We start from the raw sequence: 18,112 nt of genomic DNA on the forward strand, positions 1-18,112 counted from the left end.
TCGATCGCCCGCGCGGTTCGCCGGCCGTCCCACACGCAGGGGACGTCGGAGCATCGGGTGGTAGAGGACCGTCCCCTACATCAGGAGCGGGCGTTTTGCCGCCTTCTTCTTGCAGAACGCTGCGCGCAGCGGCTAGCCTGTGAAGCGTGCTTTCGACTTCGGGTGCTGAGGACCCGCGGGCAGCGCAGCGGACCCGCGAGCGAGTCATGCGCATTCGATGCGTCGAGCTGGCCACGGCCGCCCTGTGTGCGCTGTTGCCGTTGCCCGTGCATGCGCAGGTGGAGAAGCCGACGCCGCAGCCGGTCGTCGTTTCGGCGCCCGCTCTTGAGGAGCTGCCGGAGGTCGAGGGCACCGGGCTCTGCGCCGCGTCGGTCATCCCGAGCGGGCCGCAAGAGACGCCGGCAAACCTCTTTATGAACGACTTCATAGGAGGAACCAATAAACTCATCGACGATCACAAGGAAGATCGCCTCGAGTACACCATTCGAACGCTCCTTGATCTGAGCAACAACAACGCCGCCGACGAGGACCCCGGCGACGAGGACGCCCCGCGGAGTTTCGGCGACTTCAGGCCGATGTCTCCGGATTGCGGGATCGGCGGCTGCAGCTTCCCGTGGGACGATCGCCCTGACCGTACGAAAATCGTCTATGGCTCCCGTATTCGCGGGTTCCTGGCCGTCACGGAGGAGCTCGTCCGCAAGCCGGTCCATTTCGGCCTGTACGCCGACGATGCCGTGAGCCTCGCGTTTTACGATGCCGTCACGAGCGAGAAGGTGGTCCTTCTCCAGCCGGCGGAGCTCGGCCTGCCGGTCTGGCGCCTCACGAACACCGTCACCTTCGACAAGCCAGGTCTGTACCCGCTCGAGATCAACTACGCGGAGATCGCCGAGCACGCGGCGCTCGAGATGTCCTATTTCGTCGGGGAGTTCGATGACTTCCACCGCGCTGCGGAAGTGGATCCCGTGAAGCTGAACGAGAACGGCTTCACTGTCTTCCGGCCGGCGCAGTTCTTCCAGACGCTGGCCGGCTCGCCGTCGTTCCCGGATCTGGACCAGTGCCAGCAGTGCGAGCGCAGGTTCGTCGGCCTGCCCAACAACAACGGCTGTCCTGGGAGCTACTACTGCAACGAGGCCGCCCTCTGCGCCCCGTGCGACACGGCGCTCCACTGCGGCGAGTCGTGCTCGCGCTGCCTGAACGACACGCCGTTCTGCATCGATCTCAACGGCAGCCGCGCGTGCGCCGAGTGCCGCACCAGCGAGGACTGCCGCGACGGCTTCGTCTGCGACCCCGAGTCGCACGAGTGCAAGGAGGAGTACGAGTGCAACATCGACCCGGACTGCCCGCGGGGCGAGATCTGCGTCGAGCACTCCTGCGTCCCGTGCGACACGGCGGATCGGTGCGCCGGCAACTCCTGCAACTGCTGTCCGAACGGCATCAGCGGCGCCCAGATGAACTGCGCCGCGGTCGAGCCGGGCGGCGTCGCGATGTGCGTCGAGTGCCTCGTCGACGACGAGTGCCCCGACGGCAAGAAGTGCCACACTCCGACGGGCCACTGCGTCGACGAGATCCCGAGCAACGCGCAGCCGAACTGCTGCGGCGAGGGCTGCGTCGACTGCATGCACCCGGAGGACCCGAACGACCCGCAGTCGCCCCCGGTGCCGTTCTGCCTCCCCGGGCCCGTCGGGACGGCGTGCGCCGCGTGCCGCAACGACATGGATTGCGCCGACGGGCAGTACTGCCTGAGCGGCGAGTGCAAGGAGTGCGTCAAGGATCGGCGCTGCGGGCCGCGCTGCGAGAGCTGCGGCGGCGACACGCCGTTCTGCTTCGGACAGTTCTCCGAGGTCGCGGTCTGTGTGCGCTGCACGTCGGACGAGCAGTGCGCCGGCACGACCTGCAACCGCGAGACCCACGAGTGCGACCCGGGGTGCATGGCGACCTGCGCCGAGGACACGCCGCACTGCGACGGCGAGAAGTGCGTCGAGTGCTACGCCGACACGCAGTGTCCGTGCGGCAACACCTGCGACCTCGCGACGAACACCTGCGACGTCTCCTGCAAGTCGAACCTGGACTGCCTCGGCAACGAGCACTGCCGCTGGACCGACGAGGCGGACGCCAAGGAGTGCGCGCTCGGCCCGATGCCCGACAACGTCGCGTGCGGCGGCACCCTCGCCGAGATCTGCAGCGTCTCGGTCGTCGGCCAGAAGGGCGCCGACCCGAGGGCCGCCGGGCTCGTCGCCCTCGCGGCGCTGGCGCTGCTCGAGCGAAAGCGCCGCCGGCGCAGCGGAGGTGCCTCGTGAGAACGCGTCCGCTCCTCGCCCCGCTCCTCGCGCTGTCGGCGCTCCTCGCCGGGGGCCCCGCGCTCGCCGAAGAGGGGCGCTTCGATGCCCAGGTCTTCCGCCCGGCTGCGGCCCCGCGCGATCTCGTGATGGTCCAGAAGTCGGAGGTCATCGGGAACCTCTCGCCGACCGTCGGCCTCTACAGCGACATCGCGGCCGACCCGCTCGTGCTGCTCGTCGCGGGCGACGACACGAGGCAGGCCGTCGACGCCATCTCCGGGCGGCTCGAGCTCGCCTTGCTCGCGGGCATCGGCTTCTTCGACGTGTTCGACGTCACGATGACCATGCCGCTCGTCCTCTTCCAGGAGGGCGGCAACCTCCGCCGCTTCGGCACCGAGGGGTCGGTCAAGAGCTCCTCGGTCGGCGATCTCCGCCTGTCCACGAAGATCTCGCTCCCGTACCTGAACCGGAAGGAGCAGGTCAAGGAGGGGTTCGGGATGGCCATCGCGGGCAACCTCAACTTCCCCACGGGCGACCAGAACGCGTTCACCAGCGACGGCGCGCTGAGCGGCGGCGCGACGCTCATCGGCGACTACCGGTTCAACTTCGGGCTGCTCCTCGCCGCGAACGCTGGCATCTGGCTGCGGCCCGACAACCAGTTCGCGGGCGTGCGCGTCGGCGACATGGCGCAGTTCGGCGTGGCGGCCGAGCAGTACGTCGTTCAGAGCTGGGGCCTGTCGGTCATCGGCGAGGTGTACGGCTACCCCTCGCTCACGAGCTACCCCGACGACCCGGGGCAGATCCCCGCGGAGGCGCTCCTCGGGCTGCGCTGGCAGACCAAGCACGGCATCACGATCACCTTCGGCGGGAGCTTCGGCGCGGCGTGCGGCTTCGGCGCGCCCTCCATCCGCTTCTTCAACGTCATCACGTGGCAGCCGAAGACGTCCCAGGAGCAGGAGGAGATCAACCGCCTGCAGCAGCGCGACAACGACGATCCGGATCGCGACGGCCTCATCGGCGCCGCGGACCGCTGCCCCGACGTGCCCGGGAGCCCCGAGAACTTCGGCTGTCCGGACCTGGACACCGACGGCGACGGCATCTTCGATCGCGACGACAAGTGCCCCGACAAGCCCGCCGGTCCGCACGGGAAGGACGGCTGTCCGCTCGCCTTCATCCGGGGCGACGAGATCGTGATCACCGAGCAGGTCCACTTCGCGACCGACAAGGACATCATCCTCGAGGACTCGAACTCGACCCTCGAAGCGGTCGCGCAGGTGCTGATCGACAACCCCGACATCCGCGAGGTGCGGATCGAGGGCCACACCGACGTGCGCGCGACCGACCTGTACAACATGGCCCTGTCCCAGCGCCGCGTGGCGAGCGTCATGGCGTACCTGATCGCGAAGGGCGTCGATCCCTCGCGGCTCCAGGCGGTCGGCTACGGGCACACGCAGCCGATCTACGACGACACCGGCTGCCAGGGGCACGACGATCAGCTGTCGCCCGATTGCCAGTTCATGACGTCGAAGAACCGGCGCGTCGTCTTCCGCATCCTGCGCTACGGCGCCGCGGGGGCGAAGCCGCTCACCGGAGCGCCCGAGGGGGGCGAGCAGCTCCTGCCGTCCGGCGGGGTGCTGCCGCAGAAGACCCAGGGCACGCTGCCGAATCAGGGCACGCTGCCGGGGCAGGGGGTCCTCAAGTCGAACGTGCTGCCGAGCGGCGGATCCGCTCTTCCGCCTTCAGGCGGGGCGCCCGGCGGTGCGGCGCCGCTGCCGAACCGCGGCAACGCGGGCGGTCTTCCGAGCAATACGGGCGTGCTGCCGCGATCCGGTACCCCTGCGCCGGCGCCCGCGCCGTCCTCGTCGACCCAGCCGCCTGCTCCTGGAGGCGGGGGGAGTCGCTAGGAGGGCGTCGATCCGGGGCCCGGCCCGAGGAGGGAGCGGCCTTCGCGCAGCGCACGCAGGGCCGAACTCGCCTGGGACAACGCTCCTCCGGCTACGCCGGAGGAGCGTTGTCATTTGGGCTCAGACATCGGCCCTGCGCGCGCTGCGCGAAGGCCGCTCCCTCCTCGGGCCTACGGAGATTGATGGAAGGGGGCTCGATGGTGGTCGAGCGCGCATGCGAGAAGAGCAGGCGTCGCTCGATCGCGAGCGCCTCGGGGAGGAGAGGGGAGCTGGACGTCAGGTAGGAGGCCGCGCGCGGCGCTGACGTCGTCTGGTGCGCTTACTTCTTCGGCGCGGGCTTCACGGGCGCCGATGACGTGGCGGGCTTGGCCGACGACGACGGGGCGGGCGTCGGCAGCGCGGCAGAGGAGGCCGGCTTGGCCGACGACGGCGGGGTGGACGACAGGGGCTTCGCCCCCGGCTTGCCCGGCTTGGCCGAGGTCGCAGGCGCGGGCGAGTCATCGTACGGCTCGTCGGATGCAGCAGGAGGAGCAGCAGGCTGCTCTGCCGGCGGCGCCTCCGGCTCGGCAGGCGCGGCCGAGTCGGCGGGCGGCGTCGCCGGATGCAACGTCAACGGCTTCGCCTCTCCCTCGGTGCGGCGGACCCAGATCACCGCCGTCCCGCTCGCGACGCTGGCATAGCGGCCGTCCTCGGTGCGGATCTCCTCGTTGACCGCCTCGATGACCGCGTCGCCGCCGACGCCGCACGCGGCCTTGCGGAGCGACTCGAGGCGCTCCGCCTCCGTGCGGGCCGTCGGATCGCTCGCGATCGGCTGAAGGCGATGGTATTCGCGATCGGGCAGCTGGCCCGCCGGCACGACGTGCATGTCGCTGCAGAACTCGCCGGAAGGCGTGCGTTTGTCTCGGAAAGCGGTGCTGCAACCGGCGATGAGCGCGGCACCCAGGGCCGCCGAGAGGAGGAGGCGCTGCATGCTGCCTTCTTACCAGCGATGCGACGCGCGATGCAAACCCCGTGCATCATGGACGCAGCCGACGTGCACCGGGGACGCCGGCCGACCCGGCGGCACGCCGCCTTTCGCAGGTTGCTCGGGGGGGATCCGCGCCTGACGCCGTGCGCGTCACCGGGCCGCCACGCCCCGTCGCCACCGCCGCGATCGCCCCATCCAATGTTCCGATCTCGTGAACGCCTGGCTATGCTTCGCGGCGCGATCCGCCAGCTCGAGCGATCCGCTCCTCTAGCCTTCCTCGCCTTCCTCACCTTCCTCGGCGCGGCGCTCGCCGCCGCGTGCAGCGCCCCTCAGGCGGCGCCGCACGTCGCTCCGGACAGCGCCGCCCGTGCCGAGGAGAGCGCCTCGAGCGCCGCAGCGTGCCTCGCAGCCGCCAGCGCGCCGCGGCAGGCCCGCCCCGGCGAGCCGCCGCGGATCGGCGTGAAGCACATCCTCGTCCGCTATGCCGGCGCCGATCGCGCCGAGGGCACGACGCGCACACGCGAGGAGGCGTGCCTGCGCGCGATGGAGGCGCGCGACAAGATCCGTGGGGGCGCCGACTTCGGCGAGGTGGTGGCGCAGTACAGCGACGAGGCCGGCGCAGCGTCGCGCGGCGGCTCGCTCGGCACCGTGGAGCGCGCCGACGTCCTGCCGCCCTTCGCCGACGCGGCGTTCGAGCTCGACATCCAGCAGCTCAGCGACGTCGTGGAGACCCGCTATGGCTTCCACGTGATCTTCCGGACGGAATAGCCCTCCTGCCGAGAGCGAGCTTCCCGCCGGAGACCTCGCTGCCTGCCCGCGCGAGGCCTCGCCTCGCGGGCCACGCCTCGTCACGCCGCCGCGGCGAGCCACGCCTCGCTGCGGCGCCTCGCGGGCCGGCGCCGCGGCGAGCCACGCCTCGCTGCGGCGCCTCGCGGGCCGAGCGCGCAAGGGTTGCGTTCCCGGCGGAGGCGCAGCATGAAGCTCCCATGCGCGCTCACAAGCTCCTCGCCGCCTTCGCCGTGATGATCGCCTCGCCAGCGCTGCTGATCGCGGCGTGCAAATCCAGCGACGAGCCGGAGGAGGTCACCCCGGCGCCAGGCGCCGTCACGGCGCCGACCGCGACGGCGCCGCCGCCCGCAGCGACCGGGACCGCGCCGGCCGCGACGCCGACCCCGGCCGCGCCTCCAGCGACAACGACGGCCGCCCCGACCCCTGCCGCCCCGGCGGCCCCGAAGCCTGACGCGGGCGCGCCGAAGGACGCGGGCGCGCCGACGGACGGCGGCACCGCCACCACGGCCGACGCGGGGGCGCTCTCGGCCAAGCTCGCGGCGTGCGCCGCGAAGTGCCAGTCGATCCTCCAGACCTGCCTCACGCCGAAGTTCCCCGCGGACGGCGGCCTGCCCGCGCTCGCCGATCCGGCGGCGTGCCAGAGCTCGTTCGACTCCTGCCGCACCGCCTGCGCGCCGTAGCTCCCGCCCCGCCTCGGCGAGGCCGGCTCCAGCGCCGCCGCCGGCCTACTTCTTCTGGGCGGCGCCAGCTGACGCGCCCGGCAGCGTGATCCGGAAGAGCGCCCCGCCGGCCGCGCCGGTGGTCACCGTGATGTCGCCGCTCATCGCCTCGACGAGGTGCTTCGCGATGGACAGGCCGAGCCCGGTGCCGCCCGACGCGCGAGAGCGGCCCGGATCCACCCGGTAGAACCGATCGAAGACGCGGGCCTGGTGCACCGGGGGGATGCCCGGACCGTCGTCCTCGACCTCCAGGACGACGCGCCCGTTCGCGGCCCGCGCGCGCACCACCACGTGCGAGCCGTTCGGCGTGTGGTGGATCGCGTTGTCGACGAGGTTGGTCAAGATCTGGTCGAGCGCGCGCGGATCCGCCGCGACCAGCGTGCCCTGCGCCACGTCGATCTTCACGTCGGTGTCCCTCTCCATGGCGCGCCCGCGCAGGAGCGCCACCGCGGCCTCCGCCTGCACCGAGAGGTCGAGCGTGCCCGGCGAGAGCGGCCGCTCGCCGCCCTCGATGCGCGACAGGTCGAGCAGATCGTCCACCAGCCGGTGCAGCCGGGTCGCGTTCCGCTCGATCACCTCGACGAAATCGCGCGCGGCCTCCGGGTCGTCGAGCGCGCCGCCGAGCAGCGTCTCGCTGCTCGCGCGGATCGACGCGACCGGCGTGCGAAGCTCGTGCGACGCGTTGGCGATGAAGTTGCGCTGCAGGCCCTCGATGCGCCGCAGCTCCGTCACGTCGAAGAAGACGGCGACGACCCCCGCCGCCCCGCGGCTCTGCGCCGGCAGCGCGAGCGGCGCGGCGTTCACGAGCAGGATCCTGCGCCCAGGAGGCCCGGCCGCGCCCGGCGCCGCGGGCGCGATCTCGATCTCGCGCGTCGCCGCCGCGCGCGCGAGCGCGACCTCCTCGAGCAGCTCGTGCAGGCTCGACGAGCGCAGCACCTCGAGCGGCGGGCGACCGACAGGGTCCCTGCGGATGCCGAGCAGCTGCGAGAGCGCCGGGTTGACCAGCGTGATGTCCCCCTTCTCGTCCGTGACGAGCACGCCCTCGCGCATCGACTCGAGCACCGCGCCGAAGCGCTCGCCCTCGCCCCCGAGCTCGCGCCGCGACAGCTCCAGGCTCTCGGCGAGGTCGTCGAGCGCGCCGCCGAGCGTGGCGATCTCGTCGCGCCCCTGCATGCGCGCGCGCCGGCCCAGGTCGGCCCGCATCTCCCGCGCGACGCCCGTCAGGTAGACGAGCCGCCCGGAGAGGGCGCGCGCCCCGGCGAGCGCCGCGCCGACGGCGAGCGCGAGGGCCAGGATCGTGCCCTCCACGACGCGCGTGCTGGCGGCGGACAGGCTGCGATCGATCGCGACCGGCTCGAACGCGACCCGCACCACCCACGGCCCGTCCGGGCGATCGAGCCGCTGCGCGGCGTAGAGCATCCGCATCCGCGTCGTCTTGCTCACGCGCTCGCTGTGCCCCGTGCCCACGTGCCGCGCCTCGGCGACCTCGTCGCGCGTCGCGTGCGTATCGAGCTGGCCGAGCCCCTCCGGCGCGACCGACGAGTCGCCCCGCACCGTGCCCTGCGGATCGATGAACGTGACGCGCGCCCCGGTGACCTTCGACAGCGCCGCCGCGAGGGCGGGCGCCTCGGCCGCGAGGTCGACGGATCTCGCGGCGACCTCGGTGACGAGCGCCGTCCGCGTCGCCAGGTTGGCCTCCGTCTGCGCCGAGAGCTCTGCTCCGAGCGTCTTCAGGACATAGCCGTCGAACACCAACGCCGCGAGGATCGCGATCCCCACCGCGAACGCGATGAGCTTGCTTCTTATACCCATGTCACCCGCGTGCCGGACCCACGCCGCGCGCGACGTGGGCGAAGATCCTTAGGTTACCTGGTTTTGTCCGTCCCATGACGACTCGTTGACGTGATGCGGGGAAACGGGGTAAACGCCCGGCCCCATGGGATTGACCCGTGACGCAGTCTTCTTTGACGCGCTGGCCAACCACGCGCGGCAGAGCGTCGCAGCGAGCGAGCTCCTCCTGGAGATGCTCGACAGGCTCGACGAAGCCCCGGCCCTGGTGCAGCGGATCTCCGACCTCGAGGACGAGGCCGACAAGATCACCCACGAGTGTTTGGCCGCTCTCCACCAGACGTGGATCACGCCGCTCGATCGCGAGGAGATCCACGCGCTCATCACCCGCCTCGACGACGTGCTCGACTGCATCGAGGCGGCGAGCGTGAGGCTCGTGCTCTTCGAGATCACCAGCGCCCTGCCGGACGCGCGGCTGCTCGCGCAGGATGTCGTCGACGCGTGCACCGTCATGAGCTCCGCCATCCAGTCCCTCAGGGATCTGAAGAAACAGCCGAACCTCCTCGAGCTCTGCGTCGAGATCAACAAGATCGAGAACGCGGCGGATAGGCACTACCGCAACGGGTTGGCGGCGCTCTTCAAGAAGGGGAACGACCCGCTCCTCGTGATGAAGTGGCGCGACATCTATGACCTCTTGGAGCACGCGACCGACCGCTGCGAGGACGTCGCGAACATCATCGAGGGCATCGTGCTCGAGCACGCATGACGACCTACATCCTCGCCATCCTCATCATCGCGCTGGTGTTTGATTACATCAACGGCTTTCACGACGCCGCGAACTCGATCGCCACGGTCGTCTCGACGCGCGTCCTGTCGCCGCGCACCGCGGTGCTCTGGGCAGCCGCCTTCAACTTCATCGCGTTCGCGCTGTTCGAGCCCACGGTCGCGCGGAACATCGCGAAGGGCGTCGAGCCGGGGTTCATCACGCCGAACGTCATCCTCGGCGGCCTGCTCGGCGCGATCATCTGGAACCTGCTCACGTGGTGGTGGGGGCTGCCGTCGTCGTCGTCGCACGCGCTCATGGGCGCGTTCGCCGGGGCGGCGGTGAAGAGCGCGGGGCGGCTGTCGGTGCTCGACGCGACGGTCTTCGGCAAGACCGCGGCGTTCATCCTGGTGTCGCCCTTGCTGGGCGCTGTCATCGGGTTCTCGCTCATGCACGCCATCCGGCGGCTCGCGCGGGGCTGGACGACCGGGAAGGTGAGCTCCCGGTTCCGGCGGCTACAGCTGCTCTCCGCCGCCGCCTACTCGCTCGGGCACGGCGGCAACGACGCCCAGAAGACGATGGGCATCATCACGGCGCTCCTCATCTCCGCGGGCCTCCAGGAGGGCGGCAAGGACCCGAAGCCGATGCTCTGGGTCGTGCTCGTCTGCCACGCGGCCATGGGCCTCGGCACGCTCTCCGGCGGCTGGCGCATCGTGAAGACCATGGGGATGAAGATCACGAAGCTGAAGCCGGTGGGCGGCTTCGCGGCCGAGACGGCCGGCGCGGCGACGCTGTTCAGCGCCACCGCGCTCGGCATCCCCGTGAGCACGACCCACACGATCACGGGCGCGATCGTCGGGGTCGGCGCCACGAGCGGGCGCATCTCCGCGGTCCGCTGGGGCGTCGCCGGGCGCATCGTCTGGGCCTGGATCTTCACGATCCCCGCCTCGGCCGCCCTCGCCGCGGTCGCCTACACCATCGCGAACGTCATCAGCGGCCAGCCCTGACCATGCAGGCGAGCGCGGCGCCGCGCGGCGTGGCGCCACGCAGGCGAGCCGGCGCCTCGCTCGCGCGCCAGGCGGCGGCGCTCGCGGCGCGCCCTGGGACTTCCGAAGCGCGCCGCGGATCTCCATAGCGCGACCATGCGGGCGCTCGTGATGGGGGCGACGGGGGCGCCGGGAGGGGCGGTCGCGCGGGCGCTGCTCGCCCGCGGGCACCGCGTGCGCGCGTTCTCCGCCAGGCCTGGCGATCCGACCGCGGCGCGGCTCATCGAGCTCGGCGTCGAGATCGTTCAGGGCAGCGCAGACGAGCCCCGCTCGATCGCGCGCGCGGCGGCCGGCGTCGACGCGGTCTTCGCCATGGGCTCGCCGCTCGAGGGCGGGCTCGCGGCCGCCGAGGCGGAGCTGCGGCTCGGCCTCGCCGCCGCCGAGGCCGCGAGGGCGGCGGGCGGCGCGCACCTCGTCTACACGTCGGTCGCGAGCGCCGACCGGGGCACGGGCGTCCCCCACTTCGAGAGCAAGGCGGCCGTCGAGCGGTACATCACCGCGATCGGCGTGCCCTGCACGATCCTCGCCCCGGTCTGCCTGATGGAGAGTCTGCTCGCGCCCGCGGCGCTCCTCGGCCTCCGGCGCGGCGTGTACGCGGCCCCGCTCCCGGCGGGCTGCCCGCTGCAGCAGATCGCGGCGGACGATGTGGGGCGGTTCGCGGCGCTCGTGCTCGAGCGCCGGGGCGATTTCCTCGGGCGCCGGATCGAGCTCGCGTCCGACGAGCTCACCGGCGCCGAGGCCGTCTCGGCGCTGTCCCGCGTGGCCGGCCGCGAGATCCGCTACGCCGAGGTGCCGCTCGCCGAGGTGCGCGCGCGCAGCGAGGACCTCACGGCCATGCTCCGCTGGCTCACGCGCGTCGGCCACGGCGTGGACCTCGGGGCGCTCCACGCCGCCTACCCGGAGGTCGGGTGGCGGCGGTTCGAGGACTGGGCGCGCGAGCACCTCGCGGGCGCGCTGACCCGAGCGGTCGCGTGAAGCTGCGAGGGCGTCGCGTCGGTCCGGCGCGTGGTCCACCCGGCCCGCGCCGGGCTCACCCGGCCCGCGCGGGGGCGGAGCTCATCCGACGTGCGACGGAGCGCGGCTCGGTCGGGCCGCCCCGAGGCTGATGAAGTGGTCGAGGATCCAGGTCTTGAAGCGGTTCAGGTCGAGCCGGTCGAGCAGCGGCAGGAACGCCCGCTCCACGCCGTCCTCGCGACGTATGGAGGCGAAGTCGAGCACGCCGACGTCGTTCGCGGCGAGCACGTACGGCATCACCTCGGTGCGCCCCTCGTCGAAGGCCGCGAGCAGCAGCGACCCCTTGAGGAAGGCGGCCGAGACGTCGAGGAAGGCGGGGCGGATGCCGCGGATGTACCGGCTGAAAGGCTCCGCGATCACGCGCTTGTCCGGCGAGTCGCGGAGGCCCGCGCCCTCGAGCTGCATCTTCAGGTAGTCGCTCGCCGACACGCCGGGGTGCTCCTTGCGGCGGCGCTCGGCCTCGTAGCCCTCGGCGACGATCACGAGCGCGTAGTCGGCGCGCTTGAGGCCGTCGGCGAGCTCGCTCAGCACGTCCTGGGGGAAGCGGAAGAAGGGGAGCACGATGAGGTGCGCCCGGGCAGCCACCGCGCAGTGCAGCGCGTGCCGCCCGCTGCGGTTGCCCATCATCTCGAGGATGTAGATGCGCTTGTGCGTGTAGGCGTCCTCGTAGAGCCCGCGCGCGATGGTCGCGCCCGTCTCCACGCCGGACAGGAAGCCGATCGCGCGATCGCCCTCCAGATCGTTGTCGATGGAGACGTTCACGAAGCCGGCCTGCGGGCGCACCTCGAACTCGTCGAGCCACGCCTTGATGCCCTCGAACGTACCGTTGCCGCCGACGCAGATGAGGTGCGTGAACCCCTGCGCCTTGAAGGTCGCGGCGGCCTGCTTGCGCTTCTCGCGATCGAGGAAGCCGGAGTAGCGCTCGCTGCGGAAATCGCTGCCCGCGTCGAGCACGCGCCGCCCCATCGAGCGCGCGGGGATGCCCTGCGCGAGCAGGTCGTAGCGCTGGCGGCGGCTCATGATGAGGCGCTCGAACTGGGGCTGGGCGCGCGCGTCCGCGGTCAGGGAGCGGAAGCCCTCGGTCGCGGCCCACACCTCGTAGCCTCGCCGCGCCGCCTCTTCCGTCAGCGCGACGGCGACCGAGGAGTAGCCAGGGGCGTTGCCGCCGTCGAAGACGAGCAGCAGGCGCTTGTCCGATGCCGGGAGGGTGTCGGGACGTCCGAACTCGACGATGCTGGTCATGGCGCCGGCCTTCTACCACGCGACGACGAGGTTGGCTGAGCGATTGTCACACGTTCGAGCGCGTTGTTTGACGACGCCCGGCGTTGGACGACGGCGCCGCGCGGCGTCGAGCGAGCGCGCCGCGCCGCGTGGCGCTCCGCGCGCGCGCCGTTCACCCCGTGTTGCGCATGCCGGCGGCGATGCCGTTCAGCGTGAGCAGGAGCGAGCGATCGCGCCCCGAGTCCCCGCCGCGGCTCGCCCGCAGGAGCTCGACTTGCAGGAATGAAAGGGGGTCGACGTAAGGATTGCGCAGCGAGATGGAGCGCTGGAGCGTCGGGTTGCCCTCGAGCAGCCGCCGGTTGCCCGTGAGCCGCTTGAGCCACGACCGCGTCCGCTTGTACTCCGCGATGATCCGCGGCGCGACCGCCTTGCGCGCGGCGGCCGGCGCGAGCTCCGCGTAGCCCGCGAAGATCGTCATGTCGGCCTTCGCGAGCACCATCTCGACGTTGTCGATGACCGCCCGGAAGAACGGCCACGACGCCATCATCTCCTTCAGCAGCTCCGCGCCCTCGGGGCGCTGCCCCATCGCCTCCAGGCCGCTGCCGACGCCGTACCACCCGGGGAGGATGGCCCGGTTCTGCGTCCACGCGAAGACCCACGGGATCGCGCGCAGCGACTCCAGGCCGCCCGCGCGCCGCTTGCTCGGGCGCGAGCCGAGCGGCAGGCGCGCGATCTCGTCGATCGGGGTCACGGCCGTGAAGAACTCCACGAACTTGGGCTCCTCCCAGACGAGCCCGCGGTAGGCGCGCCGGCCCGTCTCGGCGAGCTCGTCGAACGCCGCGGCGTAGCGCAGCTCGGACGCCGTGGGCGGCCGCGGCTGCGCGCCCAGCGTGTGCAGGAGGACGCCGCTCAGCATGATCTCCAGCGTGCGCATCGCGAGCTCGGGGCGGGCGTACTTGTGGTCGAGCGCCTCTCCCTGCTCGGTCGCCTTGTAGCGGCCGCCGACGCTGCCGGCCGGCAGGGCGAGCAGCGCCTGGTGCGCCGGTCCGCCGCCGCGCGCCACCGACTCGCCGCGGCCGTGGAAGACGCGGAGCGGCAGCTCCGCCTCCGCGGCGATCTTCGGCAGCGTCTCCTGCACGCGCCGGAGCGCCGCGCTCGCCGCGAGCAGGCCGACCTCCTTGCCCGAGTCGCTGTAGCCGATCATCACCTCCTGCACGCCGCGCGCGAGGACGTGCGGCCGGTACTCGGGGTGCGCGAGCAGCGCCCGCAGGATCCTCGCGCTGTCGTTCAGCGCGGCGAGCGACTCGAACAGCGGGACGACGTCGATCCGCGCGCACGAGCGCGCCTCGTCCCACAGCCCGGCGGCCTTCGCGCACGCGAGCGCGGCGAGGACGTCGTCCTCGCTGTGGGTCATCGACAGCACGAGCGTGCGGCAGGACGACTCGCCGCCGTCGCGCTGCGCCGCGGCGATGCGCTGCAGCGCCTCGAACACGCGGCGCGCCTCGGGCGTCATCTGCGCCGGCTCGACGCGGCCCTCCGCGACGCTGGCCGCCGCGGCGCGCGCGTCCTCGGCCGGCGCGCGCATCTCGAGCTCCGCGAGCGCGAACCCGAGCGCGTGCACCTGCGTGAGCAGCGCCCGCGCGCGCCGCTCGCCCGAGCTCGCGCAGCGCGCGGCGCGCAGGCTGTCGGCGACGACCGTCAGGTCGCGCTCGAGCTCCGCGGGCTCGCGGTACGGGGCCCCGACCGCCGGCTCCTCGGGCCGCACGAACGCGCGCCCCTCGCGCGCGGGGCCCTGCCCGGAGCGCGCGCGCGCCTCGGCGCGGCCGTGCTCCGCGTGCTCGAGCGTGGCGGTGAGGCGCGCCTCGATGAAGTGCAGCTTGCGGCGCCACGGCTCGCCCTCGGTGCGCGGGCCGAAGTGCGCGGCCACCTCGGGCATCGCGGCGGCGTCCTCCTCGATCGAGGCGAGCAGCCAGGGCGGCGGCGTCACGTGCCGGACCGACTGCGACAGCGCGCCGCCGAGGTCGCGCACCGCCCGGATGAGCCGGCGCAGCCCGCGGATGCGGTAGGCGAACAGCGCGTCCTCGAGCACGGCGGGCACGACGAGCGGGTTGCCGTCCATGTCGGCGCCGACCCACGAGTGGATCCGGAGCGGCGCGATCTCCGCGTCGAGCGGCTCGCCGTAGGCGGCCTCGAACGCGCGCCCGATCACGGTGGGCAGATCGGGGATCAGATCCCAGAGGATCTCCTCGATGTACCAGGCGACGTTCTTCACCTCGTCGCCGACGGTGGGGCGATCGCGGCGCACCTCGTCGGTCTGCCAGAGCGCGGTGATCTCCTCGCGGATCTCGGCGAGCTTGCGCGCCGACTCGTCGGGCGTCAGCTGGCAGCGGTCGCGCTCCTCGAGGTTCTTCGCGATGCGGTAGAGCTTCTCGAGCACCGTGCGCCGCGCGGCCTCGGTCGGGTGCGCGGTGAGGGTGAGCGTCACGTCGAGCGTCCTGAGCGCGGCGCGAACGCGCTCCGCGGGCACGCCGGCCTTCTTGAGCGTGTGCATCGCGGCCTCGATCGAGCCGCGCTGCGGCCGCGCGCCGGGATCCGTCGCGTACGCGCGCGCGCGGCGGATGCGGTGGTGCTGCTCCGCGAGGTTCACGAGCCGGAAGTAGACGGTGAACGCGCGGATGACGGGCTCGAGGCGATCGTGGGGCAGCTCTGCGAGCAGCTTGCTGAGCTCCGCGGCCGCGTGCGCGCGGCCGTCGCTGGGGCCGCGGCGCCGACGGATGGCCAGCGTGCGAATGCGCTCTTCGATGGCGAAGAGCTCTTCTCCCTCCTGCTCGATCAACACTTCCCCGAGCAGGCGTCCAAGCAGGCGAACTTCTTTGCGAAGAGGTCGATCGACCTCACGACGGCGGGGCGGCATGGCGGCCAGCCTAGCGCGATGCGGCGTAAAACGGACCACCGAGTGTGGTCTGGGCGGATGGTCCGTGGCCTCGAGGGGGGCGGGCCCCCGGGGCGGGGGGCGCTCCTCGGGACCCGCCGGGTGGGCTGGGGTGCGAGCACGGTCCGTGCATCATCCGTTCATCCGCGCCCTTTCGAAGCCTCGTCGAGCTCGTGTACCCTCGGCGGATGGCCGATGATGTGTTCGGGATCGTCGGCACGACCCAGGGGGCGTTCAAGGTAGAGCGGGTCGTCGCCGAAGGTGGGTTCGGCGTCGTCTATCGGGCGTACCACGAGGCTTTTCGAGCGCCGGTCGCGCTGAAGTGCCTCAAGGTCCCGGCGACGCTGCCCGAGCAGCTGCGCGTGCAGTTTCTTGAAAAATTTCGTGAGGAAGCGGAACTGCTGTTCCGCCTGTCGGCCGCGATCCCTGCCGTCGTCAGGCCGCTGCACCACGACGTGATCTCGGCCGCGACCGGCGCCTTCGTGCCGTTCATCGCGCTGGAGTGGCTCGAGGGCCGCACGCTCGCGAGCCACATCGCCTCCCGCGCGGCGATCGGAGCGCCGCAGCTCTCGCCGGCGGAGGTGATCCGGCTGCTCGCGCCCGTCGCGCGCGCGCTCGAGGCGGCGCACCACTTCCCCGGGCCGAGCGGCCCCACGTGCGTCGTGCACCGCGATCTCAAGCCGGCGAACATCTTCCTCGCCCAGATCCACGGCGCGGAGGTCGTCAAGATCCTCGACTTCGGGATCGCCCGCGCCCGCGACGCCGCGACGGTCATGGCCGGCCAGACCGCCACCACGTCGGGCGGCCTCTCGACGGCGTTCACGCCGGCCTACGGGGCGCCCGAGCAGTGGGCGCCGAAGCGCTTCGGCAAGACGGGCCCCTGGACCGACGTCTGGGGGCTCGCCGTGACGGTCGTCGAGGCGCTCGCCGGCCGCGAGATCATCGGCGGGGATCACGTGGCGATGATGGGCACGGTGCTCGACGAGAAGCGCCGCCCCACGCCGAGGAGCGAGGGCATCTTCGTGCCCGACGCGCTGGAGGCCGCCTTCCGGCGGGCGCTGGCGGTGGACCCGCGCGAGCGCTTCCGGGACATCGGGGCGTTCTGGGACGACGTCGAGCAGGCGCTCGGGCTGCCGCGGAGCGCTCCGCCGATCGCGGTGCCCAGCCGGAGCCACGCGCCGCCCGCCGCGCGCGCCCGCTCCTCGGTGCTGCCCGCGTCGCCCTCGTCGCCTGGGTCGACGCGGTCGCAGGATCTCCTCCAGAGCACCGGCCTCGCGGCGCCGGCGGCGTTCACGGAGGCGGCCCGGGAGCTCCACCTGCCGGAGCGCGGCGGCAGCCGCTTGCCGCCGCACAGCCTCCCCACCGAGCCGGTGGTGCCGCTCGCGCTCGACTGGTCTCCGCCCGCGCCCTCGCCCTTCGCGAGGCCTTCCTATTCGCCGTCGAGGATGCCGCCCCCGATGATGGAGCGCGCGCCGGCCCGGCCCAGCCCGAGCACCGCGGAGCTCATGGCGATGTTCGCGTTGCCTGTGCGGCTCGCCGGCGCGGGCGTCGTCATCACCCTCCTCGACCTCGCGGCCGCGTCGCTGCTCTTCGACGGCCAGCGCATCGGCGTGGGCCCGATCGGGCTCTTCCACGTCGCTGTGGGCCTCGTGGTCCTGGGCATCGGGATCGCGGTGTTCCGGCTGTTCTCGTCGGACCGCTAGCGCAGCCCATGCCCGCGAAGCCGCAGGACCTGGGCGACACGCGGTGGGACGATGTCCGCGTCTTCCTCGCCGTCCACCGGCACGGGAGCCTGGGCCAGGCGGGCGCGCGCCTCGGCCTCGACACGTCCACCGTCAGCCGCCGCTTGACGGCGCTCGAGGCGTCGCTCGGCGCGCGCCTCTTCGACCGCACCCGCGACGGCCTCGTCCCCACGCGCGTCGCCGAGCTCGTCCTGCCCGCCGCCGAGGCGATGGAGGCCGCGCACCGGCGCCTCGCGCGCGACGCCTCGGGCGCCGAGGCCGACGCCGAGGGCGTCGTCCGCCTCAGCGTCGCGCCGGGCTTCGCCGACTCGTTCGTGACCCGGAGGCTCCCGCGCCTCCGCGCCCGCCACCCCAGGATCCGCATCGAGCTCGACGCGTCCGTCCGGGTGCTCGATCTCACCCGGCACGAGGCGGACCTCGCCCTCCGCTCGATCCGGCCGGAGGGCGCCGACCTCGTCGTGAGCGAGCGGCGGAGCTAGGGCTCCTCACGCCGCACGCCCGTCGAACCGTAGCCGCCCGCGCCGCGCGCCGTCGGCGCGAGCGCGGGGACCAGGACCACGTCGGCGAGGGCGACCGGGCAGATCACGAGCTGGGCGATCCGATCGCCGCGGTGCACCGTGAACGGCGCCGCGCCCAGGTTGATCAGGACGACCTTGATCTCCCCGCGGTAGTCCGGATCGATCGTCCCGGGGCTGTTCAGCACGGTGACGCCGTGGTGCAGCGCGAGCCCCGAGCGCGGCCGCACCTGCCCCTCGTGGCCGTCGGGGAGGGCGACCGCGTAGCCCGTGGGCACGAGCTTCCGCTCCCCGGGCGCGAGCGTCACCGGCGCCTCGATGGCCGCGCAGAGATCGAGCCCGACGGCTCCCTCGGACTGGTAGGCGGGGGGAGGGACCTCGATCGGCCCCACGCGAAGGAAAGGCACCTGGATGCGCACGCGGCGGAGCCTAGCCG

At 72.7% G+C, this 18,112-nt stretch carries 13 protein-coding genes and 1 pseudogene; 9 read left to right on the forward strand and 5 right to left on the reverse strand.

Translation table 11 applies throughout. From position 1 onward, the window contains the following. Positions 1-206 precede the first annotated feature (206 nt). A complete protein-coding gene (gene traA / locus WMF19_RS19750) occupies positions 207-2,297 on the forward strand; it encodes an outer membrane exchange protein TraA family protein (protein ID WP_437900515.1) in 2,091 nt (696 codons plus the stop codon). After that, entirely contained in the window at positions 2,294-4,180 is a 1,887-nt protein-coding gene (locus WMF19_RS19755) for an OmpA family protein (protein ID WP_437900516.1), read from the forward strand. Before traA ends, WMF19_RS19755 begins: the two co-directional genes overlap by 4 nt. 319 nt (positions 4,181-4,499) lie before the next feature. Here the strand turns inward: WMF19_RS19755 and WMF19_RS19760 are convergent, their stop codons facing one another. Next, positions 4,500-5,150 (reverse strand): hypothetical protein, encoded by a 651-nt coding sequence (locus WMF19_RS19760; RefSeq protein ID WP_437900517.1) that lies wholly within the window; start codon positions 5,148-5,150, stop codon positions 4,500-4,502. Positions 5,151-5,372: 222 nt separating this feature from the next. On the opposite strand from WMF19_RS19760, the gene WMF19_RS19765 reads away from it, so the two are divergent. Together WMF19_RS19765 and WMF19_RS19770 are read left to right on the forward strand one after the other, a co-directional pair. Next, on the forward strand, positions 5,373-5,915 hold the full coding sequence (locus tag WMF19_RS19765) for a peptidylprolyl isomerase (protein WP_437900518.1): 543 nt from the start codon (positions 5,373-5,375) through the stop codon (positions 5,913-5,915). 218 nt (positions 5,916-6,133) lie between these two features. Further along, a complete protein-coding gene (locus WMF19_RS19770; protein WP_272098882.1) occupies positions 6,134-6,616 on the forward strand; it encodes a hypothetical protein in 483 nt (160 codons plus the stop codon). Between the two features lie 45 nt (positions 6,617-6,661). Here WMF19_RS19770 and WMF19_RS19775 read toward each other — a convergent pair whose 3' ends face one another. Then, positions 6,662-8,467: an ATP-binding protein gene (locus WMF19_RS19775; protein WP_437900519.1), complete on the reverse strand. Its 1,806-nt coding sequence runs from the start codon at positions 8,465-8,467 to the stop codon at positions 6,662-6,664. A 124-nt stretch (positions 8,468-8,591) separates the two neighbouring features. Here WMF19_RS19775 and WMF19_RS19780 point away from each other — a divergent pair, with 124 nt between their 5' ends. The 3 genes from WMF19_RS19780 (at position 8,592) to WMF19_RS19790 (ending at position 11,227) form a co-directional block, all read left to right on the forward strand. After that, positions 8,592-9,209 carry a DUF47 domain-containing protein gene (locus WMF19_RS19780; RefSeq protein ID WP_437900520.1) on the forward strand — a complete coding sequence of 206 codons (618 nt, stop codon included), beginning with the start codon at positions 8,592-8,594 and terminating at the stop codon, positions 9,207-9,209. Further along, positions 9,206-10,213, forward strand: coding sequence for an anion permease (locus tag WMF19_RS19785; protein WP_437900521.1), 1,008 nt, complete (start codon positions 9,206-9,208; stop codon positions 10,211-10,213). Before WMF19_RS19780 ends, WMF19_RS19785 begins: the two co-directional genes overlap by 4 nt. A 135-nt stretch (positions 10,214-10,348) precedes the next feature. Beyond that, positions 10,349-11,227 carry an NmrA family NAD(P)-binding protein gene (locus WMF19_RS19790; RefSeq protein WP_437900522.1) on the forward strand — a complete coding sequence of 293 codons (879 nt, stop codon included), beginning with the start codon at positions 10,349-10,351 and terminating at the stop codon, positions 11,225-11,227. Positions 11,228-11,308: 81 nt separating this feature from the next. Here WMF19_RS19790 and WMF19_RS19795 read toward each other — a convergent pair whose 3' ends face one another. Both WMF19_RS19795 and WMF19_RS19800 read right to left on the reverse strand, forming a co-directional pair. Next, positions 11,309-12,508: a 6-phosphofructokinase gene (locus WMF19_RS19795; RefSeq protein ID WP_272098891.1), complete on the reverse strand. Its 1,200-nt coding sequence runs from the start codon at positions 12,506-12,508 to the stop codon at positions 11,309-11,311. A 151-nt stretch (positions 12,509-12,659) separates the two neighbouring features. Further along, positions 12,660-15,401: a phosphoenolpyruvate carboxylase gene (locus WMF19_RS19800; RefSeq protein ID WP_437900523.1), complete on the reverse strand. Its 2,742-nt coding sequence runs from the start codon at positions 15,399-15,401 to the stop codon at positions 12,660-12,662. 206 nt (positions 15,402-15,607) lie between these two features. Between WMF19_RS19800 and WMF19_RS19805 the strand changes: the two are divergent. Further along, positions 15,608-16,489, forward strand: a pseudogene (locus WMF19_RS19805) (serine/threonine-protein kinase); the annotation flags it as partial. A 641-nt stretch (positions 16,490-17,130) separates the two neighbouring features. Continuing rightward, entirely contained in the window at positions 17,131-17,640 is a 510-nt protein-coding gene (locus WMF19_RS19810; RefSeq protein WP_437900524.1) for a LysR family transcriptional regulator, read from the forward strand. On the opposite strand, the gene dut is transcribed toward WMF19_RS19810, so the two are convergent. Next, positions 17,637-18,095, reverse strand: a complete 459-nt coding sequence (gene dut, locus WMF19_RS19815) for a dUTP diphosphatase (RefSeq protein ID WP_437767805.1) — start codon at positions 18,093-18,095, stop codon at positions 17,637-17,639. The two genes, WMF19_RS19810 and dut, sit on opposite strands and share 4 nt — an antisense overlap. Positions 18,096-18,112: the final 17 nt, after the last annotated feature.

Origin of the sequence: Sorangium sp. So ce124 (genome assembly GCF_051525235.1) — a bacterium.
In the GTDB taxonomy this organism is placed as follows: domain Bacteria; phylum Myxococcota_A; class Polyangia; order Polyangiales; family Polyangiaceae; genus Sorangium; species Sorangium atrum.